This is a genomic window from Pseudomonas sp. H3_D04, from assembly GCF_054669175.1.
In genome coordinates this window covers 6240092-6266729 of record NZ_CP162801.1, presented here as the reverse complement: position 1 = coordinate 6266729, position 26638 = coordinate 6240092, and the positions used below count along the sequence as shown (strand labels likewise).

At 60.4% G+C, this 26638-nt stretch carries 26 protein-coding genes and 2 pseudogenes; 14 read left to right on the top strand and 14 right to left on the bottom strand.

Annotated features, from left to right (window positions below; all coding sequences use genetic code 11):
• Positions 1–169: 169 nt before the first annotated feature.
• The 4 genes from trmB to AB4N91_RS28750 all read right to left on the bottom strand — a co-directional run bounded on the left by trmB (position 170) and on the right by AB4N91_RS28750 (position 2422).
• Positions 170–895, bottom strand: a complete 726-nt coding sequence (trmB, locus tag AB4N91_RS28765; protein ID WP_083375541.1) for a tRNA (guanosine(46)-N7)-methyltransferase TrmB — start codon at positions 893–895, stop codon at positions 170–172.
• A 9-nt stretch (positions 896–904) separates the two neighbouring features.
• Positions 905–1699, bottom strand: coding sequence for a thiazole synthase (locus AB4N91_RS28760; protein ID WP_010466815.1), 795 nt, complete (start codon positions 1697–1699; stop codon positions 905–907).
• 60 nt (positions 1700–1759) lie between these two features.
• Positions 1760–1960 carry a sulfur carrier protein ThiS gene (gene thiS / locus AB4N91_RS28755; protein ID WP_007897898.1) on the bottom strand — a complete coding sequence of 67 codons (201 nt, stop codon included), beginning with the start codon at positions 1958–1960 and terminating at the stop codon, positions 1760–1762.
• A 90-nt stretch (positions 1961–2050) separates the two neighbouring features.
• A complete protein-coding gene (locus tag AB4N91_RS28750; protein WP_010466813.1) occupies positions 2051–2422 on the bottom strand; it encodes a DUF423 domain-containing protein in 372 nt (123 codons plus the stop codon).
• 74 nt (positions 2423–2496) lie between these two features.
• Here AB4N91_RS28750 and mtgA point away from each other — a divergent pair, with 74 nt between their 5' ends.
• Positions 2497–3219 (top strand): monofunctional biosynthetic peptidoglycan transglycosylase, encoded by a 723-nt coding sequence (gene mtgA / locus AB4N91_RS28745; RefSeq protein ID WP_042932499.1) that lies wholly within the window; start codon positions 2497–2499, stop codon positions 3217–3219.
• Between the two features lie 200 nt (positions 3220–3419).
• Here mtgA and rpoH read toward each other — a convergent pair whose 3' ends face one another.
• The 4 genes from rpoH to ftsY form a co-directional block, all read right to left on the bottom strand.
• The gene (rpoH, locus tag AB4N91_RS28740) at positions 3420–4274 is read right to left on the bottom strand and encodes an RNA polymerase sigma factor RpoH (protein WP_007897890.1); all 855 of its coding nucleotides are present in this window, start codon (positions 4272–4274) and stop codon (positions 3420–3422) included.
• Positions 4275–4387: 113 nt separating this feature from the next.
• Positions 4388–5410 (bottom strand): permease-like cell division protein FtsX, encoded by a 1023-nt coding sequence (gene ftsX, locus AB4N91_RS28735; protein ID WP_010466810.1) that lies wholly within the window; start codon positions 5408–5410, stop codon positions 4388–4390.
• Positions 5407–6078 (bottom strand): cell division ATP-binding protein FtsE, encoded by a 672-nt coding sequence (gene ftsE, locus AB4N91_RS28730; RefSeq protein WP_010466809.1) that lies wholly within the window; start codon positions 6076–6078, stop codon positions 5407–5409. Before ftsE ends, ftsX begins: the two co-directional genes overlap by 4 nt.
• Positions 6075–7580, bottom strand: coding sequence for a signal recognition particle-docking protein FtsY (gene ftsY, locus AB4N91_RS28725; RefSeq protein ID WP_154502071.1), 1506 nt, complete (start codon positions 7578–7580; stop codon positions 6075–6077). Before ftsY ends, ftsE begins: the two co-directional genes overlap by 4 nt.
• Before the next feature lie 341 nt (positions 7581–7921).
• Here ftsY and AB4N91_RS28720 point away from each other — a divergent pair, with 341 nt between their 5' ends.
• The 7 genes and pseudogenes from AB4N91_RS28720 (at position 7922) to AB4N91_RS28690 (ending at position 16197) form a co-directional block, all read left to right on the top strand.
• The gene (locus AB4N91_RS28720; RefSeq protein ID WP_010466807.1) at positions 7922–9277 is read left to right on the top strand and encodes a M16 family metallopeptidase; all 1356 of its coding nucleotides are present in this window, start codon (positions 7922–7924) and stop codon (positions 9275–9277) included.
• Positions 9270–10760, top strand: coding sequence for a M16 family metallopeptidase (locus tag AB4N91_RS28715; protein WP_010466806.1), 1491 nt, complete (start codon positions 9270–9272; stop codon positions 10758–10760). Before AB4N91_RS28720 ends, AB4N91_RS28715 begins: the two co-directional genes overlap by 8 nt.
• Positions 10760–11371, top strand: coding sequence for a 16S rRNA (guanine(966)-N(2))-methyltransferase RsmD (gene rsmD / locus AB4N91_RS28710; protein WP_010466805.1), 612 nt, complete (start codon positions 10760–10762; stop codon positions 11369–11371). The genes AB4N91_RS28715 and rsmD overlap by 1 nt, the downstream gene beginning before the upstream one ends.
• 147 nt (positions 11372–11518) lie before the next feature.
• Positions 11519–12820: pseudogene (locus AB4N91_RS28705) on the top strand (M16 family metallopeptidase); the annotation flags it as partial.
• 33 nt (positions 12821–12853) lie between these two features.
• Positions 12854–14200 (top strand): annotated as a pseudogene (locus AB4N91_RS28700) (M16 family metallopeptidase); the annotation flags it as partial.
• Between the two features lie 155 nt (positions 14201–14355).
• A complete protein-coding gene (locus AB4N91_RS28695) occupies positions 14356–15354 on the top strand; it encodes a hydrolase (RefSeq protein WP_077747218.1) in 999 nt (332 codons plus the stop codon).
• Positions 15355–15357: 3 nt separating this feature from the next.
• Positions 15358–16197 (top strand): AraC family transcriptional regulator, encoded by an 840-nt coding sequence (locus AB4N91_RS28690; RefSeq protein ID WP_311096818.1) that lies wholly within the window; start codon positions 15358–15360, stop codon positions 16195–16197.
• A gap of 119 nt (positions 16198–16316) precedes the next feature.
• Here AB4N91_RS28690 and AB4N91_RS28685 read toward each other — a convergent pair whose 3' ends face one another.
• On the bottom strand, positions 16317–17171 hold the full coding sequence (locus AB4N91_RS28685; protein ID WP_077747216.1) for a sulfurtransferase: 855 nt from the start codon (positions 17169–17171) through the stop codon (positions 16317–16319).
• Between the two features lie 33 nt (positions 17172–17204).
• A complete protein-coding gene (locus tag AB4N91_RS28680) occupies positions 17205–17876 on the bottom strand; it encodes a TetR/AcrR family transcriptional regulator (RefSeq protein ID WP_010466800.1) in 672 nt (223 codons plus the stop codon).
• A 147-nt stretch (positions 17877–18023) separates the two neighbouring features.
• On the opposite strand from AB4N91_RS28680, the gene AB4N91_RS28675 reads away from it, so the two are divergent.
• The 5 genes from AB4N91_RS28675 to AB4N91_RS28655 all read left to right on the top strand — a co-directional run bounded on the left by AB4N91_RS28675 (position 18024) and on the right by AB4N91_RS28655 (position 22708).
• Entirely contained in the window at positions 18024–19454 is a 1431-nt protein-coding gene (locus tag AB4N91_RS28675) for a coniferyl aldehyde dehydrogenase (RefSeq protein ID WP_077747215.1), read from the top strand.
• A 27-nt stretch (positions 19455–19481) separates the two neighbouring features.
• Positions 19482–20027 (top strand): hypothetical protein, encoded by a 546-nt coding sequence (locus AB4N91_RS28670; protein WP_010466797.1) that lies wholly within the window; start codon positions 19482–19484, stop codon positions 20025–20027.
• A 136-nt stretch (positions 20028–20163) separates the two neighbouring features.
• Positions 20164–21759: a GMC family oxidoreductase gene (locus tag AB4N91_RS28665; protein WP_077747214.1), complete on the top strand. Its 1596-nt coding sequence runs from the start codon at positions 20164–20166 to the stop codon at positions 21757–21759.
• A gap of 115 nt (positions 21760–21874) precedes the next feature.
• The gene (gene coaD, locus AB4N91_RS28660) at positions 21875–22354 is read left to right on the top strand and encodes a pantetheine-phosphate adenylyltransferase (protein WP_007945531.1); all 480 of its coding nucleotides are present in this window, start codon (positions 21875–21877) and stop codon (positions 22352–22354) included.
• A 102-nt stretch (positions 22355–22456) separates the two neighbouring features.
• Entirely contained in the window at positions 22457–22708 is a 252-nt protein-coding gene (locus tag AB4N91_RS28655; RefSeq protein WP_010466792.1) for a YfhL family 4Fe-4S dicluster ferredoxin, read from the top strand.
• A 160-nt stretch (positions 22709–22868) separates the two neighbouring features.
• Here AB4N91_RS28655 and AB4N91_RS28650 read toward each other — a convergent pair whose 3' ends face one another.
• The 4 genes from AB4N91_RS28650 to AB4N91_RS28635 all read right to left on the bottom strand — a co-directional run bounded on the left by AB4N91_RS28650 (position 22869) and on the right by AB4N91_RS28635 (position 25235).
• Positions 22869–23192, bottom strand: a complete 324-nt coding sequence (locus AB4N91_RS28650) for a multidrug transporter (protein ID WP_010466790.1) — start codon at positions 23190–23192, stop codon at positions 22869–22871.
• A gap of 54 nt (positions 23193–23246) precedes the next feature.
• Positions 23247–24059, bottom strand: a complete 813-nt coding sequence (gene mutM / locus AB4N91_RS28645; protein WP_010466788.1) for a bifunctional DNA-formamidopyrimidine glycosylase/DNA-(apurinic or apyrimidinic site) lyase — start codon at positions 24057–24059, stop codon at positions 23247–23249.
• A gap of 45 nt (positions 24060–24104) precedes the next feature.
• On the bottom strand, positions 24105–24920 hold the full coding sequence (locus tag AB4N91_RS28640; protein WP_169857237.1) for an HDOD domain-containing protein: 816 nt from the start codon (positions 24918–24920) through the stop codon (positions 24105–24107).
• 90 nt (positions 24921–25010) lie between these two features.
• Positions 25011–25235: a hypothetical protein gene (locus AB4N91_RS28635; protein ID WP_460111974.1), complete on the bottom strand. Its 225-nt coding sequence runs from the start codon at positions 25233–25235 to the stop codon at positions 25011–25013.
• Between AB4N91_RS28635 and AB4N91_RS28630 the strand changes: the two genes are divergently transcribed.
• Positions 25234–26430 carry a class I SAM-dependent rRNA methyltransferase gene (locus AB4N91_RS28630; protein ID WP_003195152.1) on the top strand — a complete coding sequence of 399 codons (1197 nt, stop codon included), beginning with the start codon at positions 25234–25236 and terminating at the stop codon, positions 26428–26430. The genes AB4N91_RS28635 and AB4N91_RS28630 overlap by 2 nt on opposite strands.
• The last annotated feature ends 208 nt before the right edge of the window (positions 26431–26638 follow it).

Genomic DNA, 26638 nt, shown 5'->3' with positions numbered 1-26638 from the left:
ACAATTGGGGGCATAGAGCTTTCGGCGGCCAGACGCCGATCTTGAACACTGCATAAAGCAAATGTGGGAGCAGCCTGCTCGCGAAGGCGTCGTCACATTCAACATTATCGTTGACTGTCAGATCGCTTTCGCGAGCAGGCTCGCTCCCACAGTTTGTAGTGCGTAGGGCTCAGGACTGTTTTTCGAACTTCAGGTCCCAAACGCCATGCCCAAGTCGCTCGCCGCGGCGTTCGAACTTGGTGATCGGGCGTTCGGTCGGGCGCGGGACGCATTTGCCGTCTTCAGCCAGGTTCCGATAACCCGGGGCGACGTTCATCACTTCCAGCATGTACTCGGCGTAGGGCTCCCAGTCGGTGGCCATGTGCAGAATGCCACCGACTTTCAGCTTGCTGCGCACCAGCTCAGCGAACGACGCCTGAACGATACGACGCTTGTGGTGACGACTCTTGTGCCATGGATCCGGGAAAAACAGCATCAGGCGATCGAGGCTGTTGTCGGCCACGCAACGGTTGAGCACTTCGATTGCATCGCAATCGTAGACCCGCAGGTTGGTCAAGCCCTGCGTCAGAACGCCATTGAGCAGCGCGCCGACACCCGGACGGTGCACTTCCACGCCAATGAAATCCTGTTCTGGCGAGGCCGCGGCCATTTCCAGCAGCGAATGGCCCATGCCGAAACCGATTTCCAGCGAGCGCGGCGCCGAGCGACCGAACACTTGGTCGAAGTCTACCGGCGCGTCGGCCAATGGCAGCACGAACAGCGGCGTGCCCTGGTCCAGACCGCGTTGCTGGCCTTCGGTCATGCGCCCGGCGCGCATCACGAAACTCTTGATGCGGCGGTGTTGGCGCTCGTCGCCTTCTTCCGTCTGGATTGGCGTGTCGTTTGATTCAGTCATCAATGGCTCTTACTTGATCAGACCATCCAGCGGCGAGGAGGCGCTGGCATAGAGTTTTTTCGGCATGCGACCGGCGAGGTAGGCCAGGCGGCCCGCGACGATGGCGTGTTTCATGGCTTCAGCCATCATGATCGGCTGCTGGGCGTGGGCGATGGCCGAGTTCATCAGCACGGCTTCGCAACCCAGTTCCATGGCGATGGTGGCGTCGGAAGCGGTACCGACACCGGCATCCACCAGCACGGGAATCTTGGCTTCTTCGAGGATGATCTGCAGGTTGTACGGGTTGCAGATCCCCAGGCCCGAACCGATCAGACCGGCGAGCGGCATGACCGCGATGCAGCCGATTTCCGCCAATTGACGGGCGATGATCGGGTCATCGCTGGTATAGACCATCACGTCGAAGCCTTCCTTGACCAGCGTTTCGGCGGCCTTGAGGGTTTCGATCACGTTGGGGAACAGGGTTTTCTGGTCGGCCAGCACTTCCAGCTTCACCAGATTGTGCCCATCGAGCAGCTCACGGGCCAGGCGGCAGGTGCGCACGGCTTCGATGGCGTCGTAGCAACCCGCGGTGTTCGGCAGGAAGGTGTAGCGATCCGGCGACAGCACTTCGAGCAGGTTCGGCTCGCCTTCGATCTGGCCCAGATTGGTACGGCGCACGGCGAAGGTGACGATCTCGGCACCCGAAGCTTCGATGGCCAGGCGGGTTTCTTCCATGTCGCGGTACTTGCCGGTGCCTACCAGCAAACGCGACTGGTAAGTACGACCGGCCAGGACGAAGGGCTTGTCGCTACGAACGATGCTCATGGGAAATCCTCTGTAGGGGTGAGGTTCTTGCAGAATTCTGTGCCCTTGCGGGCCGGGCGACTAGCCGCCGCCGATGGCGTGGACCACTTCGACGGAATCGCCATCGTTGAGCGTGGTTTCTGCATGCTGGCTGCGCGGGACGATATCCAGATTGAGTTCGACCGCCACCCGGCGTCCGGTCAGTTCCAGACGGGTCAGCAGGGCCGCAACGGTTTCACCGTCGGGCAGTTCAAGGGATTCGCCGTTCAACTGAATGCGCATACCGAATGCCGCCATCATTTTTAGGGGCTGGCATTCTAGCCCGATCAGTCTTGGCGACCCAAGCCATTCGTCATGAAATGGACTGCCCGGTCAGCTCAACCGCCAGGCGGCAAGCCCCAGGCAGAACCAGCCGACCAGGAATGCCAGGCCGCCGAAGGGGGTGACGATCCCCAGCTTGCTGACGCCGGTCAGGGTCAGCAAGTACAGGCTGCCGGAAAACAGCAGGATGCCGATGGCAAACGAGGCGCCGGCCCAAGTGATCAAGCGTCCCGGAATCTGCGTGGCCAGCAGCGCCACACCCAGCAACGCCAGGGTGTGCACCAGTTGGTAGGTGACGCCGGTATGGAAAATCGCCAGGTACTCGGGAGTCAGACGGTTTTTCAGGCCGTGGGCGGCGAACGCGCCAAGGGCAACGCCGGTGAAGCCGAAGAAAGCGGCCAGCATCAGAAAGCCACGCAGCATGAAGAACTCCAGTCAGACTCGATCCACAGGGTCTGTATAATGGCCCGCTCAACGGGTTCGGCCAAGTCATCTCTATGCTGCGTTTATTTTTAAGACGATTTACCAAGGCCGTGCTCTGGTTCGCGGCCGGCAGCGTGCTGCTGGTACTGATCTTTCGCGTGGTCCCGCCACCGGGAACGGCATTGATGGTCGAGCGCAAGGTCGAATCCTGGTTCGACGGCGAGCCCATTGACTTGCAGCGCACCTGGAAGCCTTGGGATGAAATCTCTGACGACCTGAAAGTCGCGGTGATCGCGGGCGAGGATCAGAAATTCCCGGAGCACTGGGGTTTTGACTTTGGTGCGATCCAGAAAGCCCTGGCCCATAATGAGCTCGGTGGTTCGATTCGCGGTGCCAGCACTCTGAGCCAGCAAGTCTCGAAGAATCTGTTTTTGTGGTCCGGCCGCAGTTGGCTGCGTAAAGGCCTGGAGGCGTGGTTCACCGGGTTGATCGAGGTGCTCTGGCCCAAGCAGCGGATTCTTGAGGTGTACCTGAACAGCGTCGAGTGGGATGACGGAGTGTTTGGCGCGGAAGCGGCAGCCCGGCATCACTTTGGTGTGAGCGCTAAAGGTCTTAGTCGCCAACAATCGAGCTTGCTCGCGGCGGTGCTGCCAAACCCGCGGGTGTGGAGTGCAAGTCATCCGACCAACTATGTTGCGCGTCGGGCCGGGTGGATTCGGCAGCAGATGAGCCAGTTGGGTGGCGATAGCTATCTGGTTGGCATCAATGATTCACGCCGGGCACCTTGGTCCCAATAACGAGCTCGAGACGACGCAAATCACCCGTAGGAGCGAGGCTTGCCCGCGAAGGCGGTATGTCAGCCAACCCCTTCATCGACTGATACACCGCCTTCGCGGGCAAGGCTCGCTCCTACAAGAGGCGGCTTGTTACTAGTAGGCACACACAAAAACGCCCCGATCATCACTGATCGGGGCGTTTTTTATTGCCGCTTCGCAGGTCAGGCGGCGATCGACAACTTGAGCTTGTTCATCGCGCTCTTTTCAAGCTGACGAATACGCTCGGCCGACACGTTGTACTTCTGCGCCAGGTCATGCAGCGTGGCTTTTTCTTCCGCCAGCCAGCGCTGGTAGAGGATGTCACGGCTGCGGTCGTCCAGCACTTCGAGCGCTTCGTGCAGGTTGTGATTGGAGTTGTCGCTCCAGTCGGCATCTTCCAGTTGACGCGCCGGGTCGTACCGGTGGTCTTCCAGGTAGTTGGCCGGCGACTGGAAAGCGCTGTCGTCGTCCGCTTCCGCGGCCGGGTCGAAGGCCATGTCATGGCCGGTCAGGCGACTTTCCATCTCGCGCACTTCCCGCGGCTCTACGCCGAGGCTTTCCGCCACACGGTGGACTTCCTCGTTGTTCAGCCACGCCAGACGTTTCTTCTGGCTGCGCAGGTTGAAGAACAGCTTGCGCTGGGCCTTGGTGGTCGCGACTTTCACAATGCGCCAGTTGCGCAGGATGAACTCGTGAATTTCCGCCTTGATCCAGTGCACTGCGAACGAAACCAGACGCACACCCATTTCCGGGTTGAAGCGCTTCACCGCCTTCATCAGACCGACGTTACCTTCCTGGATCAGGTCAGCCTGAGCCAGGCCGTAGCCGGAATAGCTACGGGCGATATGTACAACAAAACGCAGGTGGGCGAGCACCATCTGCCGAGCCGCCCCCAAATCCTGCTCATAATAGAGACTCTCGGCCAGTTCACGCTCCTGCTCCGGAGTCAGCAATGGAATGCTGTTCACGGTGTGCACATAGGCCTCCAGGTTCGCACCCGGGACCAGAGCATATGCAGGTTGCAAAGAATTGGTCATACGAAAAAACCTCCGACTTACATAACTCGTGCAGTTCAGCACTGCGAAAATTGACCGGAAACCGAAAGACAAGTTCCCATAAACGCTGAAAGGTCAATACGAGCAAAATGATACTACTTAGGCGCAAGCTCCCTCAGGTGGCGTGCGACTGCAATCCATGCACCGATATACCCCAACAGCACCGCGCCAAGCAAGAGAGACAGACCGTCGGCAACTGGCACTCCGGCCAGCGCAAAATCACTGCCATACAAACCGGCCAGCCCGACAACTGCGTCGTTCAGCCAATCAAGGCCAAACGCCAATACACCCCAGGAAAGAATCCCCGCACCGAAGCCATAAAGCGCACCCATGTACAGAAAGGGCCTGCGCACATAGCTGTCCGTGCCGCCGACGAGTTTAATCACTTCTATCTCTGTGCGGCGGTTTTCAATATGAAGACGAATGGTATTGCCTATCACCAAAAGTAATGCAGAAACCAGAAGCACGGTCAGACCGAAGACAAAACGGTCACCCAGCTTGAGGATCGCTGCCAGACGCTCGACCCAGACTAGATCAAGTTGAGCCTGTTGTACCTTGGGCAGCTCGGAAAGTTTTTGTCGTAATGCTTCAAGCGCGGGCTTGTCGACTTCGTTCGGGGTCACCAGCACCACGCCTGGCAGCGGGTTTTCCGGCAGTTCCTTAAGCGCCTCGCCCAGTCCGGACTGCTGCTGGAACTCTTCCAGCGCCTGATCTCGGCCGATATATTCAGCATCGGCTACGCCAGGCATGCCTTTGATCTGCTCGCGCAACGACTCGCCTTCAGCCGGGCTGGCCTCGAGTTGCAGGTACAGGGAAATCTGCGCCGCTCGCTGCCAGGAACCGCCGAGACGCTCGACGTTACTCAGCAAAAGTGACAGGCCCATCGGCAAGCTCAGGGCGACCGCCATCACCATGCAGGTGAAAAAGCTGCCGATTGGCTGTTTACCCAACCGACGCAAGCTGTCCAGCAGACTGGCGCGATGGCTTTCAACCCAGGCACGAAACAACGTGGCGAAATCCGGGCCGTCGTCATCGTTGCGCTTTTTCTTCTGCGGTTGCGGATCGGCGGCTTTCGGCGCCACGCGCTCGGAAACCTTGGGGCTGCGTGTCGCACTCATACGCCCGCCTCCCCGTCGCCGATCAATCGGCCGCGTTGCAGGGTCAGCATCCGATGACGCATGCGGGCGATCAAGGCCAGGTCGTGACTGGCGATCAGCACGCTGGTGCCCAGGCGGTTGATGTCTTCGAACACGCCCATGATCTCGGCCGCCAGACGCGGATCGAGGTTACCGGTGGGTTCGTCCGCCAGCAGCAAGGCCGGACGGTGGACGATGGCGCGAGCGATGCCGACGCGCTGTTGCTGCCCGGTGGACAAGTCGCCGGGGTACAGATCGGTTTTATCCGACAGCGCGACACGCTCAAGCGCCGAATCCACACGTTTGACGATCTCGGCCTTGGACAGCCCAAGAATCTGTAACGGCAGAGCGACGTTGTTGAACACCGTGCGATCAAACAGCAGTTGGTGGTTCTGGAACACCACGCCAATCTGCCGGCGCAAGTACGGAATCTGCGCATTGCTGATGGTGGCGAGGTCCTGGCCGGCCAGCAGCAATTTGCCGGTGGTCGGACGTTCCATCGCCAGCAGCAGCCGCAACAAGGTGCTTTTACCGGCGCCGGAATGGCCGGTTACAAACAAGAATTCGCCCCGACGGACTCGAAAGCTCAGCTCATGCAAGCCGACGTGACCGTTCGGGTAGCGTTTACCGACCTGTTCGAAACGAATCATGAACGCTCCCGCTCGGCAAACAGTGCCTGGACAAAGGGTTCTGCTTCAAAAGTACGCAAGTCATCGATGCCTTCACCGACGCCGATGTAGCGAATCGGCAAACCAAATTGCTTGGCCAGGGCGAAAATCACCCCGCCCTTGGCGGTGCCATCGAGCTTGGTCAGCGCCAGGCCGGTCAGTTCGACGGTCTGGTTGAATTGCTTGGCTTGGCTGATTGCGTTCTGGCCAGTACCGGCGTCGAGCACCAGGAGCACTTCGTGCGGCGCGTCGGCGTCGAGTTTGCTGATAACCCGGCGAACCTTTTTCAGCTCTTCCATCAAATTGTCTTTGGTGTGCAGGCGACCGGCGGTGTCGGCGATCAGCACATCAATGCCACGGGCCTTGGCGGCCTGTACGGCGTCGAAGATAACCGAAGCGGAGTCGGCACCGGTGTGCTGGGCGATGACCGGGATCTTGTTGCGCTCGCCCCAGACCTGCAATTGCTCAACGGCGGCGGCGCGGAAGGTGTCACCGGCCGCGAGCATGACTTTCTTGCCTTCGAGTTGCAGCTTCTTCGCCAGTTTGCCAATGGTGGTGGTTTTGCCGGCACCGTTGACGCCGACCACCAGAATCACGAAAGGCTTGTTCTGCGAGGTGATTTTCAGCGGCTGCTCGACAGGCTTGAGCATCGCGGCGAGTTCAGCCTGCAGGGATTTGTACAGCGCGTCGGCATCGGCCAGCTCCTTGCGCGCAACCTTTTGGGTCAGGCGCTGGATGATGACCGAGGTCGCCTCGACCCCGACGTCGGCGGTCAGCAGACGGGTTTCGATGTCTTCGAGCAGTTCGTCATCGATGATTTTCTTGCCCAGGAACAGGCTGGCCATGCCTTCGCCAATGCTGGCGCTGGTCTTGGACAGGCCTTGCTTGAGGCGGGCGAAGAAACCGGCTTTGGTTTCTTCGCTACGCGGCGGCTCGGCCGGGACTTCGGCGGGAACTGCGGGCGCGGCGACTACCGGAGCAATGACAGGAGCAGGCGCAGGCGCAGGTGCTTCAACCACAGGAGCGACGAACGCAGGAATCACAGACTCTGGAACAACCGGCTCCGGCTCGGCCACGATAACCGGCGCAACGACAGGCTCAATGACCGGCGTTTGAACAGGCTCAGGTGCAAAAGCAGTCGGTGCAGGAATCGTCGGCGTCACATGCGGCGCCAGCTCATCTTCGACCAAGGCCACCGGCTCTTCCGCCACTGGCAACGTCAGCCACGGCTCTGGAGCGGGTGCCAGCGGATGCTCGGCAATGACTTCGGGTTCAGCCTCGGCGACCGGCTGCAGCACCGGCTCGGCCATCGGCAAGACAACCGGCGCCGGTGCTTCTTCTATTACCGGCGCGGGTGTTGGCTCAGGAATTGGCTGTGGCTGTTCGACGACGGGTTCCTGCGGCTTTTTGCGCAGCCATCCGAACAGGCTTTTCTTCTCGCCAGCCGCAGCTGGGGTCTTCTTGTCGTCGTTGGAACCAAACATGGAGGACGGCTATCTCACGGTAGCGACGCGCCAAAGGGCGCCCCGGCAAATAAATATTCGATGCAGAACAGACTGCGATTGACCCAGCTTGTTCACGCGCAACATTTTGTCGAGGTGCAAACAGCACCTCAAAGGTTGACTAATACGAAGGACTGGTACGGCATCTTCTGCGAAAACGCAGAGTTTAGCTGACAAAACCAAGGTTCCGCAGGTAACCCATGCAACCGTCCGGCCGATCAAAGGCCTGATAGACGTGGCCGCCAGTAAAACGGACCAGTATCCTAGCACCCTCTCGCCCGCCGACGCTAAGCCAAGGGGCAGCTCAACAGGTTTAAAAACGAATGAATGCTTTAGCCCGCCGCGCTGCAGGCCTGCTGCTCAGCACAGTTTGTCTGCCCCTCTCGGCCCTGGCTGCCGATCCACAACCCACCCACGAATTCACTCTGGATAACGGCCTGAAGGTCGTTGTGCGCGAAGACCATCGTGCGCCCGTGGTGGTTTCCCAAGTCTGGTACAAGGTCGGCTCGAGTTACGAGACGCCGGGCCAGACCGGTTTGTCCCACGCCCTCGAACACATGATGTTCAAGGGCAGCGAGAAAGTCGGCCCCGGCGAAGCGTCGCTGATCCTGCGCGACCTCGGTGCCGAAGAGAACGCGTTCACCAGCGATGACTTCACCGCGTATTACCAAGTGCTGGCCCGCGACCGCCTGGGCGTGGCCTTCGAACTGGAAGCCGACCGCATGGCCACCCTGCGCCTGCCGGCCGACGAGTTCGCCCGCGAGATCGAAGTCATCAAGGAAGAACGTCGCCTGCGCACCGACGACAAACCGATGTCCAAGGCCTACGAACGCTTCAAGGCCATGGCTTTCCCGGCCAGCGGTTACCACACGCCGACCATCGGCTGGATGGCTGACCTGGACCGCATGAAAGTCGAAGAGCTGCGCCACTGGTACCAATCCTGGTACGTGCCGAACAACGCCACGCTGGTGGTGGTCGGCGACGTGACCCCGGACGAAGTCAAAACCCTGGCCCAGCGCTATTTCGGCCCGATCGCCAAACGCGATGTGCCAGCGGCGAAAATCCCGCTGGAACTGGCCGAGCCTGGCGAACGCCAGATCACCCTTCACGTACAGACCCAGTTGCCGAGCCTGATGCTGGGCTTCAACGTGCCGAGCATCGCCACCGCCGAAGACAAGCGCTCGGTGAATGCCTTGCGCCTGATCTCGGCCCTGCTCGACGGCGGCTACAGCGGACGCATCCCGACGCAACTGGAGCGCGGCGAAGAACTGGTGTCCGGTGGTTCGTCGAGTTACGACGCTTACACTCGCGGCGACAGTCTGTTTACCCTGTCGGCCACGCCGAACACCCAGAAAAAGAAAACCATGGCCCAGGTCGAAGCGGGCCTGTGGAAGCTGCTCGATCAGCTGAAAACCACTGCGCCGTCCGCCGAAGAACTGGAACGCGTCCGCGCCCAGGTCATCGCCGGCCTGGTCTACGAGCGTGATTCGATCACCAGTCAGGCCACCTCCATCGGCCAATTGGAAACCGTCGGCCTGTCCTGGAAACTCATGGACACCGAACTCGCCGACCTGGAAAGCGTGACACCGCAAGACATCCAGAAAGCCGCCAAGCTGTATTTCACCCGCGAACGTCTCAGCGTCGCCCATGTACTGCCACTGGAGACGACTCATGAGTGAGCGTAAAAAATCCCGTCTGGTCCTGATCGGCCTGATCGCAGTCGCCCTGATCGGCTCTGCTGCGTTCTATTTGTCGAAAAGCGAAGACTCCACGGCCAGCGAAGCCCTAGACAAGGCCAAGTCCAGCCAGAAGCTGCAATCGCTGAGTGAACTCGACGGTAAGGCGCCGAGCCACCGTTCGCTCGACGTACAGACCTGGAACACCGCCGAAGGCGCCAAGGTGATGTTCGTCGAAGCCCGCGAGCTGCCGATGTTCGACCTGCGCCTGATTTTCGCCGCCGGCAGCAGCCAGGACGGCAACGCGCCCGGTCTGGCACTGCTGACCAACGCGATGCTCAACGAAGGTGTGGCCGGAAAAGATGTCGGCGCCATCGCTCAAGGCTTCGAAGGCCTGGGCGCAGACTTTGGCAACGGCGCCTTTAAAGACATGGCACTGGCTTCCCTGCGCAGCCTCAGCGCCGCAGACAAGCGCGAACCCGCGCTGAAACTGTTCTCCGACGTCGTCGGCAAACCAACCTTCCCTGCCGACTCCTTTGCGCGCATCAAGAACCAGATGCTTGCCGGTTTCGAATACCAGAAGCAGAACCCGGGCAAACTGGCGAGCCTGGAGCTGATGAACCGCTTGTACGGCGATCACCCCTACGCGCATTCCAGCGACGGCACGGCGACAACCGTCCCGGCGATTACCGTGGCGCAAGTCAAGGCGTTCCACGAGAAAGCCTACGCAGCCGGCAACGTGGTGATTGCGCTGGTGGGTGATTTGTCCCGCGCCGAAGCCGAGGCGATTGCCGCGCAAGTCTCCAGCGCGTTGCCGAAAGGCCCGGCACTGGCGAAAATTGCGCAGCCTGAAGAACCGAAAGCCAGCATCGGCCACATCGAGTTCCCGTCCAAGCAGACCAACCTGATGCTTGCGCAACTGGGCATCGACCGTGACGATCCGGACTACGCCGCACTGTCCCTGGGCAACCAGATCCTCGGCGGCGGTGGTTTCGGCACCCGATTGATGAGTGAAGTGCGCGAGAAACGTGGCCTGGCCTACGGCGTCTATTCGGGCTTCACCCCGATGCAGGCACGCGGCCCGTTCATGATCAACTTGCAAACCCGCGCCGAGATGAGTGAAGGCACGTTGAAACTGGTGCAGGACGTACTCGCCGACTACCTTAAAACCGGCCCGACCCAGAAAGAACTCGACGACGCCAAGCGTGAACTGGCCGGCAGCTTCCCGCTGTCCACGGCCAGCAACGCCGACATCGTCGGCCAGCTCGGCGCCATGGGTTTCTACAACCTGCCGCTGAGTTATCTGAATGACTTCATGCGTGAGTCGCAGAGCCTGACTGTCGAACAGGTCAAAGCCGCACTGAACAAACACTTGAGCACGGACAAAATGGTCATCGTCAGCGCTGGCCCGACCGTGCCGCAAAAGCCGTTACCGGCCCCAACTGATAAACCTGCCGAGCAGCCGCTCGGGGTTCCGGAGCATTGATGGCCACTCGTCCTAAGAAACCTGTTCACAACGTCCACAACGGAGTGAACCAATTGCGCATCATCGGCGGCGAATGGGGCAGCCGGAAGCTGAGCTTCCCCGACGCCCCGGGCCTGCGCCCAACCCCGGACCGGGTGCGTGAAACCCTGTTCAACTGGCTCGCGCCTTACATCGCGGGCGCCAAGGTGCTTGATCCATTCGCCGGCAGCGGCGCGTTGTTCCTTGAGGCGCTGTCCCGTGGCGCGGCGATGGGCCAGGCACTGGACGCCAGCAACATCGCGGTCTCAAGCATCAAGGAACATCTGGGCACCCTGCGCTGCACCACCGGCCAGATTCAGACGGCCGATGCCTTGCGCTATCTGGAGACCCAGACCGCGACCGCCTACGACGTGGTGTTCCTCGACCCACCGTTCAATCAGAACCTGTTGCCGGCCGTTTGCACGCTGCTGGAAGAGCGCCAATGGCTGGCGGACGATGCGTGGGTGTACACCGAAAGCGAAACAGCACCCTCGACGCTCGGCCTGCCGGCCAACTGGCGCCTGCACCGTGAGCAGAAATCCGGGCGCGTCTACTATTCGTTGTGGCAGCGAAGCACTGAAATATCTTCTTAAAAGAGTAACCTGGACAGGTGAACCGCCTGTCCAGGGTGCCCTCCCGTTTTTTCAAACAGCAACATAACCAGTTTGCTTAGCTCTTTTCCTTTCGTTCACTGTGAACCTGCGAAACAACTCGCATGGACGCAAAGGACTGTTAACGGAATGAAAGCATCAGCTAACGAGACAACTTCCAGTTCAACTACCGAGTTCACACTCGACAATGGCCTCAAGGTCATCGTGCGCGAGGATCATCGGGCACCGGTGGTAGCTTCCCAGGTCTGGTACAAGGTCGGCGCCAGCTACGAGCCTCCGGGTCAGACCGGCTTGTCCCACGCTCTGGAACACATGATGTTCATGGGCAGCAAAAAAGTCGGCCCAGGCAAAATCTTGCCGCTCCTGCGCGAGCTCGGTATCCAATTCAACGCCTTCACCAGCAGCGACTCCACCGCGTACTACCAGACGCTGGCTCGAGATCGTCTGAGCGTGGCCTTCGAACTGGAAGCGGACCGCATGGCCAATCTGCTCCTGCCGGTCGACGAGTTCGTCCGGGAGATTGAAGTCATTAAAGAAGAACGTCGCCTGACCACTGATGACAAACCAATGGACAATGCCTACGAACGCTTCAAAGCGATGGCCTACCCGTCCAGCGGTTATCACACGCCGACCATCGGCTGGATGGCGGACCTCGACCGGATGAAGATCGAAGAGCTGCGCCACTGGTATCAATCCTGGTATGCGCCGAACAACGCCACGCTGGTGGTGGTCGGCGACGTGACCCCGCACGAAGTCAAAGCCCAGGCCCAGCGCTACTTCGGCGCGATCGCCAGACGCGATGTGCCGGCCGCGAAAAGACCGCTGGAACTGGCCAAGCCCGGCCAACGCCAAATCACTCTGCACGTGAAGACCCCACTGCCCAGCTTGATGCTGGCCTTCAACGTGCCGAGCATCGCCACCGCCGAAGACAAACGCTCAGTGAATGCCTTGCGTATGATTTCGGCCTTGCTCGGCAACGGCCACAGCTCACGCATCCCAATGCAACTGCAACGCGTTGAAGAGCTGGTGTCCGACGGTTCGTCGAGTTATAGCGCTTACACCCGGGGTGACAGCCTGTTCCTCCTGTCGGCAACACCCAACAGCCGTAAAAACAAAACCATCGCCCAGGCCGAAGCCGGTTTGTGGAGGCTGCTCGAACAGCTGAAAATCACTGCGCCGTCCACTGAAGAACTGGGACGCGTACGCGCGCAGGTCATCGCCGGGCTGGTTTACGAGCGCGACTCAATCACCCGCCAGGCCACCGCTATCGGTCGACTGGAAACCTTCGGCCTGTCGTGGAAACTGATGGACACCGAACTGGCCGAACTGGAAAGCGTAACGCCAGAAGACATCCAGAAAGCCGCCAAGCTGTATTTCACCCGCGAGCGGCTCAGCGTCGCCCATGTACTGCCAATGGAGGTGAATAAAGAGGATGGGGATGAGTCCGGCGCCGGCAAAGTACCAGACAAGGAAAACTCCGACCAAGGGCTGCAATCGCTGGCTGAGCTCGACGGTCAGGCGCCAAGTCCCCGCACGCTTGATATTCAGGCTTGGAATACTGCCGAAGGCGCCAAAGTGTTGTTCGCCGAAGCCCGAGGGTTACCGATGTTCGACATGCGCCTGACCTTCGCAGCTGGCAGCAGCCAGGATGGAGGCACTCCGGGTCTGGCCATGCTGACAAACTTGATGCTCAACGAAGGTGTTGCCGGCAGGGATGCCAACGCTATTGCCCAAGATTTCGAAAGCCTGGGCGCACAGTATGCCCCCAGCACTGGTCTGGATACGGCACAGGTCTCCCTGCGCTGCCTCAGCGCCAAGGATAAACGCGATCCGGCATTGACACTCTTCGCCGAAGTCGCAGGCAAGCCGACCTTCCCTGGCGATTCGTATGCCCGCCTTCGCAATCAGACCCTCGCCGCTTTCGTAGATAAGCAGCATGACCCGAGCAAACTGGCGAGCCTTGAGTTGATGAACCGCCTGTATGGCGATCATCCTTACGCGCACGCCAGCGATGGCATGGCGCAAGCCATTCAGTCCGTCACCCCGACACAGCTGCGCGCGTTCCACGAAAAAACCTACGCGGCCGGCAACGTGGTGATCGCGTTGGTGGGCGACTTGTCCCGTGCCGAAGCTGAAGCCATTGCCGCGCAGGTATCCGCTACCCTGCCCCAAGGCCCGGCCCTGGCGAAAATCCCGCAACCGACCGAACCCAACGCCAGCATCAGCCACATCGAATTCCCATCGAAACAGACCATTCTGATGCTCGCGCAACTGGGCATCGACCGTGACAATCCAGACTACGCGGCACTGTCCATGGGCAATCAGATCCTTGGCGGCGGCTTTGGCACTCGACTGATGAGCGAAGTGCGCGAGAAACGTGGCCTGACTTACGGCGTGGTTTCGACCTTCACCCCGATGCAGGCGCGCGGTCCGTTCATGATCAAGTTGCAGACCCGCTCCGAAATGAGCGAAGGCACTCTGAAACTGGTACAGGACGTGCTCGCCGACTACCTTAAAACCGGCCCGACCGAAAAAGAACTTGATGATGCCAAGCGCGAGTTGGCTGGCAGCTTCCCGCAGTCCAATGCCAGCAACGCACAAATCGTCTCGAAACTGGCGTCCATCGGCTTTTATAACCTGCCGTTGAATCACCTGGACGACTTCATGCAGCAGTCCCAGCGCCTAACCGTAGAGCAAGTCAAAAGCGCATTGAACAAACACCTGAGCATGGACAAATTAGTCATCATCAGCACAGGACCGACCGTCCCGCAAAAGCCATTGCCGGAGCCTACTGGCAAACCTTCCAGGTAATCGCTCAAACTGTCAGGAAACCTGCACCGCATCGGAATGCAGAAATCCGGGCAGGTGTATTACGCGTTGTGGCAACGTATGGCAGAGATCGCCGGTTAACCGACCGGCCTGAAAAAGGTGCGCACCGGTTGCGCACCGCTGCATCGAGAGCAATCGTGTCCTTTCCGTCAGAACGCTTCACCCCCGCCTTCGGCCTCGGCAACCCGCACCTGCAAACCTTGTGGGGACCGCTGTGGCGCAAAACCACGCACATCGAACGCGAGCGCGAACGCTTGTGGCTTGAGGATGGCGACTTTCTCGATATGGACTGGCACGGCCCGCACACTGCCGATGCGCCGCTGGTGCTGGTGCTGCACGGACTGACCGGCTCTTCGAATTCGCCCTACGTGGCCGGTGTGCAAAAGGCGTTCGCTGCCCAGGGTTGGGCCAGCGTCGCACTGAACTGGCGCGGTTGCTCCGGCGAGCCGAATCTGTTGCCACGCAGCTACCATTCCGGCGCCAGTGAAGACCTGGCCGAAGCCATCAGGCACCTGCGGGCCAAGCGCCCTCTCGCACCGCTGTATGCGGTCGGCTATTCCCTGGGCGGCAATGTCTTGCTCAAGCATTTGGGCGAGACCGGCAGTGACAGCGGCGTGTCAGGCGCGGTGGCGGTGTCGGTGCCGTTTCGTCTCGATCAATGCGCTGATCGCATCGGGCAAGGTTTCTCGAAGGTCTATCAGGCGCATTTCATGCGCGAGATGGTGGCCTACATCAAAAACAAGCAGCGCCAGTTTCAACATGACGGGCGCGAGGATGGACTGGCGGCGTTGGCGGCACTGGGCTCGCTGGAGAACATGCGCACCTTCTGGGATTTCGACGGCCGGGTCACGGCGCCGCTGAACGGTTTCGTCGATGCCGAGGATTACTATCGCCGCGCTTCGAGCCGGTATTTCCTTGGAGAAATTCGCACACCGACCCTGATCATTCAGGCGGCTGACGACCCCTTCGTGTTCCCCCATAGCCTGCCGCAGGCGATGGAGCTGTCCGCCTCCACTCAATTCGAGTTGCAAGCCAAGGGTGGGCATGTCGGTTTTGTCGATGGCTCGTTCCGCCAGCCAGGTTACTACCTGGAACGCCGCATTCCGCAGTGGCTGAGCGCCGTGGGTCGCGGGTAAGCCATGGATGCCGACCAAGGCGAGTCGATCCGATTCTGGCAAACGGCGCCATTGGCCGGCGTCGAGTTATTGTCCGCGCGCTACATCGAACATCGCTTCGCGCCCCACGTGCATGACGGTTATGTGATCGGCATGATCATGGCCGGCGCCCAGCGCTACCGCTATCGCGGCGCCGAACACCTGGCCGGCAGCGGCACGCTGGTGTTGATCAATCCTGATGAACTGCACACCGGCCACAAAGGGACGGAGGATGGCTGGTTGTACCGGGCGTTTTATCCGGACAGCGGGCAGATTCTCTCGCTGCTGGACGAACTGGAACTGCCGACCAACAACCTGCCGGGGTTTGGCGCGACGTTGTATCGCGACCCGGACCTGGTGAAGGGTTTCTGCCAACTGCATCGCTTGCTGGAAAGTCCGTCCACCGCCTTGCAACAGCAAATGGTCTGGCGCGAGATGATGCTGTTGCTACTACAACGTCACGCCTCCGTGCCGATCGCCGGCAAACCCGGCAAGGAGCACCGGGCGGTGACGCTGGCCAAGGATGTGCTGCATGCACAATTGGCGGCGCCGCCTTCGCTGGAAGAACTGGCGGCACTGGTCAACCTTTCACCGTTCCACTTCGCCCGGGTCTTTCGCCGCGCCACGGGCATGCCGCCGCATACCTGGCTGATGCAGCAACGCATCGCGCAGGCAAGGGCGCTGTTACAGAACGGATGTTTGCCGCTGGAAGTCGCGATGCAATTGGGGTTTGCCGACCAGAGTCATCTGAGTCGGCAGTTCAAGCAGGTTTACGGGGTTGGGCCGGGGGCGTATCGCAGCGCCCGGCAATTATCAGGAAGTTGAGCTCGACACAGGTCCAAAAGTGGGAGCGAGCCTGCTCGCGATAGCGGCGGGTCAGTCAGCAATGATGTTGACTGACCCGCCGCTATCGCGAGCAGGCTCGCTCCTACAGGGGATCAGTGTTATTCGCCGATGGCGATGCCGTGCGCAGGATCGTTGATCCACTCGCTCCACGACCCGGCATACAACGAGCCCAACGGATAACCCGCCAGGCACAGCGCGAACAGGTTATGGCACGCCGTCACGCCGGATCCGCAATACGCCACCAGATCGGTCGGCGCACGATCGCCGAGTTTCGCGGCAAAGCGCTGCTTGAGCTGATCGGCCGGCAGGAAACGTCCGTCACTGCCCAGGTTCTCGGTGAAGGCTGCGCATTGCGCACCGGGGATGTGCCCGGCAACCGGGTCGATCGGTTCGACTTCGCCCTTGAAACGCGGCAAGGCGCGAGCATCGAGCAAGGTCAGCATGGGTTGGCCGAGACGTTTTTGAAGCTGTTCGGCGCTCAAGATCAGCGCGTCGTCCGGCGTCCCGGTAAAGGTGCCGCGCGGGGTGTCGCACGCATCCAGGCTCAGCGGCAACCCGGCGGCGTGCCAGGCCTTGAGCCCGCCATCGAGAATAAACACGCCGTCACGCTTGCCCAGCCAGACCAGCAACCACCAGGCCCGCGCCGCGTAGGCACCGGGGCCGTCATCGTACAAAACCACTTCGCTGTCGGCGTTGATGCCCCAGGCTTGCAGACGCTCGATCAACTCTTCAGGCTCAGGCAACGGATGGCGCCCGGTCACACCCTTGACCACTGTCCCGCTCAAATCACGCTCAAGATCGGCAAAACTCGACCCGGCGATATGCCCTTCGGCATAACTACGCTGGCCGTAATCCGGGTCTTCGAGGGCAAAACGACAATCCAGAATCACCAGCCCAGGTGCATCCTTTTTCAGGTCCAACGCTTGCGGGCTGATCAGTTGCGCAATGGGCATAACGGGCTCCTGTGATTAAGTCGGTCTTGAATCCTACTGCACTTCTTCCAGCGCCTGGGCCAGTGGCACGTAAAACTCTTCGTACAGCGCGTTGACTGCGTCGCGAGACTGTTCCGTGACGAAACCGGCCTCAAGCACCAGCACCTGATACACCCCACGTTTAATCGCCTGCTCACTCAAGTGATTGGAGTTTTCCCGCGTGGTGCACAGAAAACGCACCCAGGACGTCAGGATGATCCAGGCATTGAGCGTCAGGGATTCGATCTGGACTTTGTCCATTTTCAGGATGCCGGCGTCGACGAAGGCGGCGTAGATGTGGGTGCCATGGATCAGGCAGCGCTGGGAGAAACGCCGATAACGGGCAGCCAGTTCGGGATCGCTGTCTAGCAAATGCTCAAGATCGCGATGCAAAAACCGATAGCGCCACATCGCCGCCAGCAGTTCCTGAAGGTAGAAGCGTTTGTCTTCCACCGTGGACGCTCGGCCCTGGGGCGGGCGCAGGAAGCTGTCCACCAGGCTTTCGTACTCACTGAACAGCACGGCGATGATCGCCTGCTTGTTGGGGAAGTGGTAGTACAGGTTGCCCGGAGAAATCTCCATGTGGGCAGCAATGTGGTTGGTGCTGATGCTGCGCTCGCCCTGTTGATTAAACAGCTCCAGGCTGTTCTGCACGATGCGCTCGCTGGTTTTGATCCGAGGGGCCATGGCTTGAGCTTTAATTCAGAGTGCGTTGGCAGGCATCTTACGACCTATCGGCGAGTGGATAAAACAATGCTGCGCCAGGATGCCATTTGACTTTATAGAGCTTAGACTCTAAAAAGTGCCTCATTACAACAAAAACCGGAGCCGATCATGACCGCCGACATCGCTTATCTGCAGAACCTGCAACAGCCGCTGGACGAGCTTCAGGCCCTGTTCGATGCGCAGCGTGCGGCGTATGCGGCCAACCCGATGCCACCGGCCGCCCAGCGCCAGCAATGGCTCAAAGCCCTGCGTGATCTGCTGAGCAACGAACGCCAGTCCTTGATCGATGCGATCAGCCAGGATTTCAGCCACCGCAGCGCCGATGAAACCCTGCTCGCCGAACTGATGCCGAGCCTGCACGGCATTCACTACGCCAGTCAGCACCTCAAAGGCTGGATGAAGCACTCGCGGCGCAAGGTCGGTATCGCGTTTCAGCCGGCTTCGGCGAAAGTGGTTTACCAGCCGCTGGGCGTGATCGGCGTGATCGTGCCGTGGAACTACCCGCTTTATCTGGCTATCGGGCCGCTGGTGGGTGCGTTGTCGGCGGGCAATCGGGTGATGCTCAAACTCAGTGAGTCGACCCCCGCCACCGGCTTGCTGCTCAAGGAACTGCTGGGCCGGATCTTCCCGCAAGACCTGGTCTGCGTGGTGCTGGGCGAAGCCGATATCGGTGTCGCGTTCTCCCGACTGCGTTTCGATCACCTGCTGTTTACCGGCGCCACCAGCATCGGCAAGCACGTGATGCGCGCGGCAGCCGAGAACCTGACGCCGGTGACCCTTGAGCTGGGTGGCAAGTCCCCGGCCATTGTGTCCCTCGACGTGCCGCTCAAGGACGCCGCCGAACGCATCGCGTTCGGCAAGACGCTCAATGCCGGGCAAACCTGCGTGGCCCCGGACTACGTGCTGGTGCCGGAAGATCGTATCGGCGCTTTCGTCGAAGCCTATCGCCACGCGGTTCGCGGGTTTTATCCGACACTGGCCGACAACCCGGACTACACGGCAATCATCAATGACCGGCAACTGGCGCGACTCAATAACTACGTCAGCGACGCCACCAGCAAGGGCGCGCTGCTGATTCCGCTGTTTGATCAGGGCCAGGGCCGGCGCATGGGTCATAGCGTGCTGCTCAACGTCAGCGACGACATGACCGTGATGCAGGATGAAATCTTCGGCCCGCTGCTTCCGATCGTGCCGTACAAGACGCTTGATCAGGCGTTTGCCTACATCAATCAACGACCTCGTCCGCTGGCGCTGTATTACTTCGGCTACGACAAGCACGAACAAAATCGTGTACTCCACGAAACCCATTCCGGCGGTGTTTGCCTCAACGACACCTTGCTGCACGTGGCGCAGGACGATATGCCGTTCGGTGGTATCGGCGCCTCGGGCATGGGCCATTACCACGGCCACGAAGGTTTCCTGACCTTCAGCAAGGCCAAAGGCGTGCTGATCAAGCAGCGCTTCAACGCGGCGAAACTGATTTACCCGCCTTATGGAAAATCCATTCAGAAACTGATTCAGAAGCTGTTTATCCGCTAACAATCGCACCCTCGGGTAATAACAATAATGAGCCCAAGCCTGTCCGATACACCCGCGCTGTCGCGGCGCGGCCTGCTTAAATTCAGCCTCGGCGCGAGTGCTTTCCTGGCCACGGCCGGATTGGGCGCGAGCCTCAGCGGCTGCTCATCGAGCATCCCGGCTAACGGTTTCGCGACCCTGCGCAGCGGCGATCTGTTGTTTCTGCGGGCATTGGTCCCGGTAATGCTCGAAGGCGCCGTGGCCGCCGAAAAAATGCCGGCCGCCGTCGATGGCACCCTGAAAACCCTGGATAACGGCCTGAATCACCTGTCGCCGGAAATGCTCAAGCTCACTCGGCAATTGTTCGACGTGCTGGGGATGGCGGTGACCCGCGGGCCGCTGACCGGGATCTGGGGCAGCTGGGAAAACGCCAGTACCGATGAGATCCGGCACTTTCTCGATCGCTGGGAAAACAGCTCGTTGAACCTGTTGCGCATGGGGCACAGCTCGTTGCTGCAACTGGTGATGATGGCGTGGTACAGCCGCGCGGAATCGTGGGTGCATTGCGGGTATCCGGGGCCGCCTGCCGTTTAAGACCGGGTCGCCCCCTTCGCGGGCAAGCCTCGCTCCTACAAGGGCTTACGCGGTTCTGTAGGAGCGAGGCTTGCCCGCGAAGGCATCCTCATGAACACCACTGCATCCAAAACCATAACAACTAGAGAACCCGAAGATGCCCGTACCCGACCCGTTCCGCGAAGGCATGGCCCGTGGCTGGAAAACCTACAACGGCTCGCAACTGACCCAGGACCTGACCCTGGACGCGGACGTGGCGATCATCGGCAGCGGCGCGGGCGGCGGGACCACCGCGGAAATTCTCAGCGCCGCCGGCTACAAGGTGTTGCTGATCGAAGAAGGCCCGCTCAAGACCAGCAGCGACTTCAAGATGCTCGAAGACCAGGCCTACACCAGCCTCTATCAGGAAGGCATCGGCCGCATGAGCAAGGACGGCGCGATCACCATCCTCCAGGGCCGCGCGGTGGGCGGCACTACGCTGATCAACTGGACATCGAGCTTTCGCACGCCCGACCCGACGCTTGAGCATTGGGCCAGGGAACACAACGTCAAAGGCCACAGCCCGGCCGAGATGGCGCCTTGGTTCGAGAAAATGGAACAGCGCCTGGGCGTTGCGCCCTGGATGGTGCCGCCCAACGCCAACAACGACGTGATCCGCAAAGGCTGTGAGCAGCTCGGCTACACCTGGCATGTGATCCCGCGCAACGTGCGCGGGTGCTGGAACCTTGGCTATTGCGGCATGGGCTGCCCGACCAACGCCAAGCAGTCGATGATGGTCACGACCATCCCCGCGACCCTGGAAAAAGGCGGCGAGCTGCTGTATCTGGCCCGCGCCGAAACGCTCTCGATCAAGGACGGCAAGGTCACGGGCCTGCAATGTGTGGCGATGGACGACCGTTGCGTCGCACCTACCGGACGCACAATCACGGTCAAGGCGCGGCATTACGTGCTGGCGGGCGGCGGGATCAACAGCCCGGCGCTGCTCCTGCGCTCGGAGGCGCCCGATCCGCACCAGCGGCTGGGCAAACGCACATTCCTGCACCTGGTGAACATGTCCGCCGGGCTGTTCGATGAGGTGATCAACCCGTTCTACGGTGCGCCGCAGTCGATCTATTCCGACCACTTCCAATGGCAGGACGGCACCACCGGCAAGATGTCCTACAAACTGGAGGTGCCGCCACTGCACCCGGCGCTGGCCTCCACCCTGCTCGGCGGTTTTGGCAAGGAAAACGCCGGGCACATGGAAAATCTGCCCCACACCCACGCGATGCTGGCGCTGTTGCGCGATGGTTTCCACCCGGACAGCCCCGGCGGCAGTGTCGAATTGCGCGGCGACAACACGCCGGTGCTCGACTATCAAGTTTCACCCTACGCCTGGGACGGCTTGCGCCGAGCCTTTCACAGCATGGCCGAGATCCAGTTCGCCGGCGGCGCCAACGCGGTCATGCCGATGCACGCCGACGCGCGCTACGTGAAAACCCTGGCCGAAGCGCGCACGTTGATCGACGGTTTGAGCCTTGAGTTGTATCGCACCCGCCTGGGCAGCGCTCATGTGATGGGCGGTTGTGCCATGGGTGAAGACCCGAAAAACGCCGTGACCGACAGCCTTGGCCGGCATCACCAGATCAGCAATCTGTCGATCCACGATGGCTCGCTGTTCCCCACCAGCATTGGCGCAAACCCGCAATTGTCGGTCTACGGATTGACGGCGCAACTGGCGACTTCGCTGGCCGAACGTTTGAAAAACCCATGAAAACGGAGAATATTCCAATCGTCTATAGTGCTTTCTTACCCAACAGGCGACTTGGCCGACCGGGAAGGCTGCGATACCATCCGACTCCCCAACGGACTCCCGCCAGGACGACGCGATGAACCGAGTGTTGTACCCAGGTACCTTCGACCCTATTACCAAGGGCCATGGCGACTTGGTCGAACGCGCCGCGCGCCTGTTCGATCATGTGATCATCGCCGTCGCTGCCAGCCCGAAGAAAAACCCGTTGTTTCCCCTGGAACAACGTGTGGAGCTGGCCCGCGAGGTCACTAAACATCTGCCCAACGTTGAAGTCGTCGGCTTCTCGACGCTGTTGGCGCATTTCGCCAAAGAGAAGAACGCCAATGTGTTCCTGCGTGGTTTGCGCGCGGTGTCGGACTTCGAATACGAATTCCAGCTGGCCAACATGAACCGCCAACTGGCGCCGGATGTGGAAAGTCTGTTTCTCACACCGTCCGAGCGTTATTCGTTCATTTCCTCGACGCTGGTCCGTGAAATCGCAGCGTTGGGCGGCGATATCACCAAGTTCGTCCACCCTGCGGTGGCGGATGCCCTCACCGAACGCTTCAAGAAGTAACGACCGCTCAAGCGGCGCCCGCGTGCACTGCGGGCGCCAATGCGGCACAATTGCGCGCATTGGTTTATTGCGCCCGGGCCGTCCGCCCTGGCTGGAGTTAGCATGTCCCTGATCATCACCGACGATTGCATCAACTGCGACGTCTGCGAACCCGAGTGCCCGAACGCCGCTATTTCCCAAGGCGAAGAGATCTACGTGATCGACCCGAACCTGTGCACGCAGTGCGTCGGCCACTACGACGAACCTCAGTGCCAGCAAGTGTGCCCGGTGGATTGCATTCCGCTGGATGAAGCGCATCCGGAGACTGAAGAGCAGTTGATGGCGAAGTATCGGATTATTACCGGGAAGGCTTGAGGCAGGCATTTTTGTAGTGCCTGTGCCGGCCTCATCGCGAGCAGGCTCGCTCCCACAGTGGGTTTGTGGTGCTCACATCATTTGATTCACAACACAAATCAACTGTGGGAGTGAGCCTGCTCGCGATGAAGCCATCAGGTACACCGAACATGTAACTGATTCACTCCCGCTGCTCAAACCCCTCCCCGATACACCCCAGGCACCGCACAAATGCGGCTTTCGCCGGATCAACCACCAGCGCCTGTCCCGCATCGCCGATGCCGCCGCCCAAGGCCGTGAACGGCAACGACACCACAAACGCCCCGGCACCGATCACCGTCGCCACTACCAGCAACGGTCTGGCGATCAGCAAGTCACCGAGCATGGCGTAGGCCGGGGGATTCTGGATGGTGTAACGCGGATCACCGCTGCCGCTGCTGGCCGCCAGCGCGGGCGCACCGACGCTCAGCAGCAGCGCAACAACAAGGGTTCGAAACGAATTCATGGCGCGGTCCTTCGGCTAGGCAGTGAGAACACTGACTATAGACCGTCGCACGTATCAGCTCTGGCAGCGTGGGCAAAAGACGCTGGCGCGCTGCCCCAGTTTCACTTCGCGCAGTTCAGTGCCACAGACTTTGCAGGGCTCACTGCCCCGGCCGTAGACAAACAATTCCTGCTGGAAATACCCCGGCTGACCGTCGCCGCCGATAAAGTCCCGCAGCGTCGTACCGCCCCGCTCAATGGCCGCGGCCAGAATGCGTTTGATCTCGATCGCCAGCTTCAAATAGCGCGCCCGGGAAATGCTCTTGGCCTCGCGACGCGGGTCGATGCCGGCGGCGAACAGGGCTTCGGTCGCGTAGATGTTGCCGACGCCGACCACCACCGCGTTATCCATGATGAACGGCTTGACCGCCATGGATCGTCCGCGGGACTGCTGAAACAAGCGATCGCCATCAAACAGGTCGGTCAACGGCTCCGGCCCCAGGCGAATCAACAGTTCGTGGTTGAGCGGATCGAGACTCCAGAGCATCGCACCAAACCGGCGCGGGTCGGTATAGCGCAGGGCCAGGCCGGACTCGAGTTCGATGTCCACATGCTCATGCTTGGCCGCCGGCATACCGACTTCAACCAATCGCAGGTTGCCCGACATACCCAAGTGACTGATCAGCGTGCCCACTTCAGCATTGATCAGCAGGTACTTGGCGCGGCGCTCCACCAGCACGATGCGCTGGCCGGACAGGCGCACATCGAGGTCTTCAGGAATCGGCCAGCGCAATCGGCGGTCACGCACGATCACCCGGCTGACGCGCTGGCCTTCCAGGTGCGGTGCAATCCCGCGGCGGGTGGTTTCGACTTCCGGCAGTTCAGGCATGGTGTTCTCGAATCAGGGCGCTCGAATAAATGCAGCAGCCGATGTTCAGCGGTGGGCGCCGAGGTCACGAATCGTTTGCTTGAGGGTTTCGAAGTCGTAGTCCGAGAGGCCGACATAATCGAGCACCAGATGCCCGATGCTGTTCCATTCGTGGTCTTCGGTCTGATTACCCAACACCCGGTAGGACGCACAAATGTGCTCGGCCATTTTCAGGATCGCCAGCAGGTTCTTGAGCTGAGCGTTGCGCGAAGATTCGTCGCTGAAGATCGCCAAGGCGTTGTGGTGATTGGCGATAGCGGCGGTCACATGCTCCGGCAGGCGCCAGGACTTGGCCGTGTAGTAACCGACCACCGCGTGGTTGGTGTTGAACACCCGGTTCTCGGTGTCGACCACCCGGCATTCGGCACTGGCGTTGGCGTAGGCCTCTTCCAGAACGGTCATGTAGTTGGGGAACCGTTGCAGCATCAGCGGCACGCCGCAGTCGTGGAACAGACCCAACGCGTACGCTTCGTCACCGGCCTGGGCGCCGATGCGCTTGGCCAGCGTCAGACAGGTCATCGCCACGTCCTGAGCCGTATCCCAGAACCGGTTCAGGGTGACGATGGTGTCGTCGTTCATCTCGCCCTTGATCGACTGCGCGTTGATCAGGTTGATGATCGAACGGCTGCCCAGCAGGTTCACCGCACGCTGGATCGAGGCGATCTTGTTGCTCAAGCCGTAATACGGCGAGTTGACGATCTTCAGCAAGGCACCAGAGAGCCCTGGGTCCTGGGAGATCAGCTTCGCGATCACTTCCAGGTCCGGGTCGGGCATGTACTGCTCCATCTGCAAATCCACCATGATTTGCGGCTGGGCAGGCACACTGATGCCTTGCAGGGACTGTTGAATCTGTTCGGAAGTCAGCTCTTGGGACATAAGTACACACTCTGGGCCAGGGGGCGATTCTAACCTTTATAAAGTTGGATCCGACACACCGGTCGACACATTGGCGAAATGTTTCATTTCTGCATAGCCATCGACATCGCTTTCGCGGGCAAGCCTCGCGCCTGCAGATTCACACGATCCAGCAGGAGCGAGGCTTGCCCGCGAGGAGTCCATCAGCGTTTCATCGCCCGCCCGGCCCGCCGCAAGCCTCAACACGCTATACTCCCGCTCTTTTTTCCGGAGCGACGTCATGTCCCTGCCTAGCCTGCGCCTCAAAGCCAACGCCGACCGTCGCCTGCGAAACGGCCACTTGTGGGTCTATAGCAACGAAATCGATGTAGCGGCGACCCCTTTGCACGGTTTTCAAGCCGGCGACCAGGCGATCCTCGAAGCCGCCGGCGGCAAGACGCTGGGCATCGTGGCCATGAGCCCGAACAACCTGATCTGCGCCCGTCTGCTGTCGCGCGACATCAAGTTGCCGCTGGACAAGTCGCTACTGGTCCATCGCCTGAACGTTGCCCTGTCCCTGCGTGATCGCCTGTTCGACAAGCCGTTCTATCGCCTGGTCTACGGCGACTCCGACTTGCTGCCAGGCCTGGTGGTCGACCGCTTCGGCGACATCCTGGTGGTGCAGATCGCTTCGGCGACCATGGAAGCCCATAAAGAAGACGTGATCGCGGCGCTGACCCAAGTGCTCAAGCCAAGCGGCATTCTGTTCAAGAATGACTCCGCTGCCCGTGACGCCGAAGGCCTCAACCGTTATGTCGAAACCGTGTTCGGCCTGGTGCCGGAGTGGGTCGCTCTGGAAGAAAACGGCGTGAAGTTCGAAGCACCGGTCATCCAGGGCCAGAAAACCGGCTGGTTCTACGACCACCGCATGAACCGCGCACGCCTGGCTCCTTATGCCAAAGGCAAACGCGTGCTGGACCTGTACAGCTACATCGGCGGCTGGGGTGTGCAAGCGGCCGCGTTCGGCGCCAGTGAAGTGTTCTGCGTCGACGCGTCGGCCTTCGCCCTCGACGGCGTCGAGCGCAACGCCGCGCTGAACGGTTTCGCCGAAAAAATGACCTGCATCGAAGGCGACGTGTTCGAAGCCTTGAAAGAGCTGAAAGCCAGCGAAGAACGCTTCGACGTGATCGTTGCCGATCCACCCGCCTTCATCAAGCGCAAGAAAGACATGAAGAACGGTGAAGGCGCCTACCGCCGCCTGAACGAGCAAGCCATGCGCCTGCTCAGCAAGGACGGCATCCTGGTCAGCGCGTCGTGCTCGATGCACCTGCCGGAAGACGATCTGCAGAACATCCTGCTGACCAGCGCCCGCCACCTGGACCGCAACATCCAGATGCTTGAGCGCGGCGGTCAGGGCCCGGACCACCCGGTCCACCCGGCCATCGCCGAAACCCGCTACATCAAGAGCATCACCTGCCGGTTGCTGCCAAACAGCTGATGACACCGGTTTGACAGGGAGCCAGAGGGCTCCCCGTTTTATTATCTGTTATTGAATTCCGTTCAAACTTCCTACACTTGCGATCCTACGGACTTGCAGGACGTTTCCCTGCGCCTTTCACTATTCAGCATTCAACTGACAAAACTTGTTCATGCCCAAGATCGATCCGACGAAATTACTGGAAGTTTCCTACCCAATATCGCCTTGA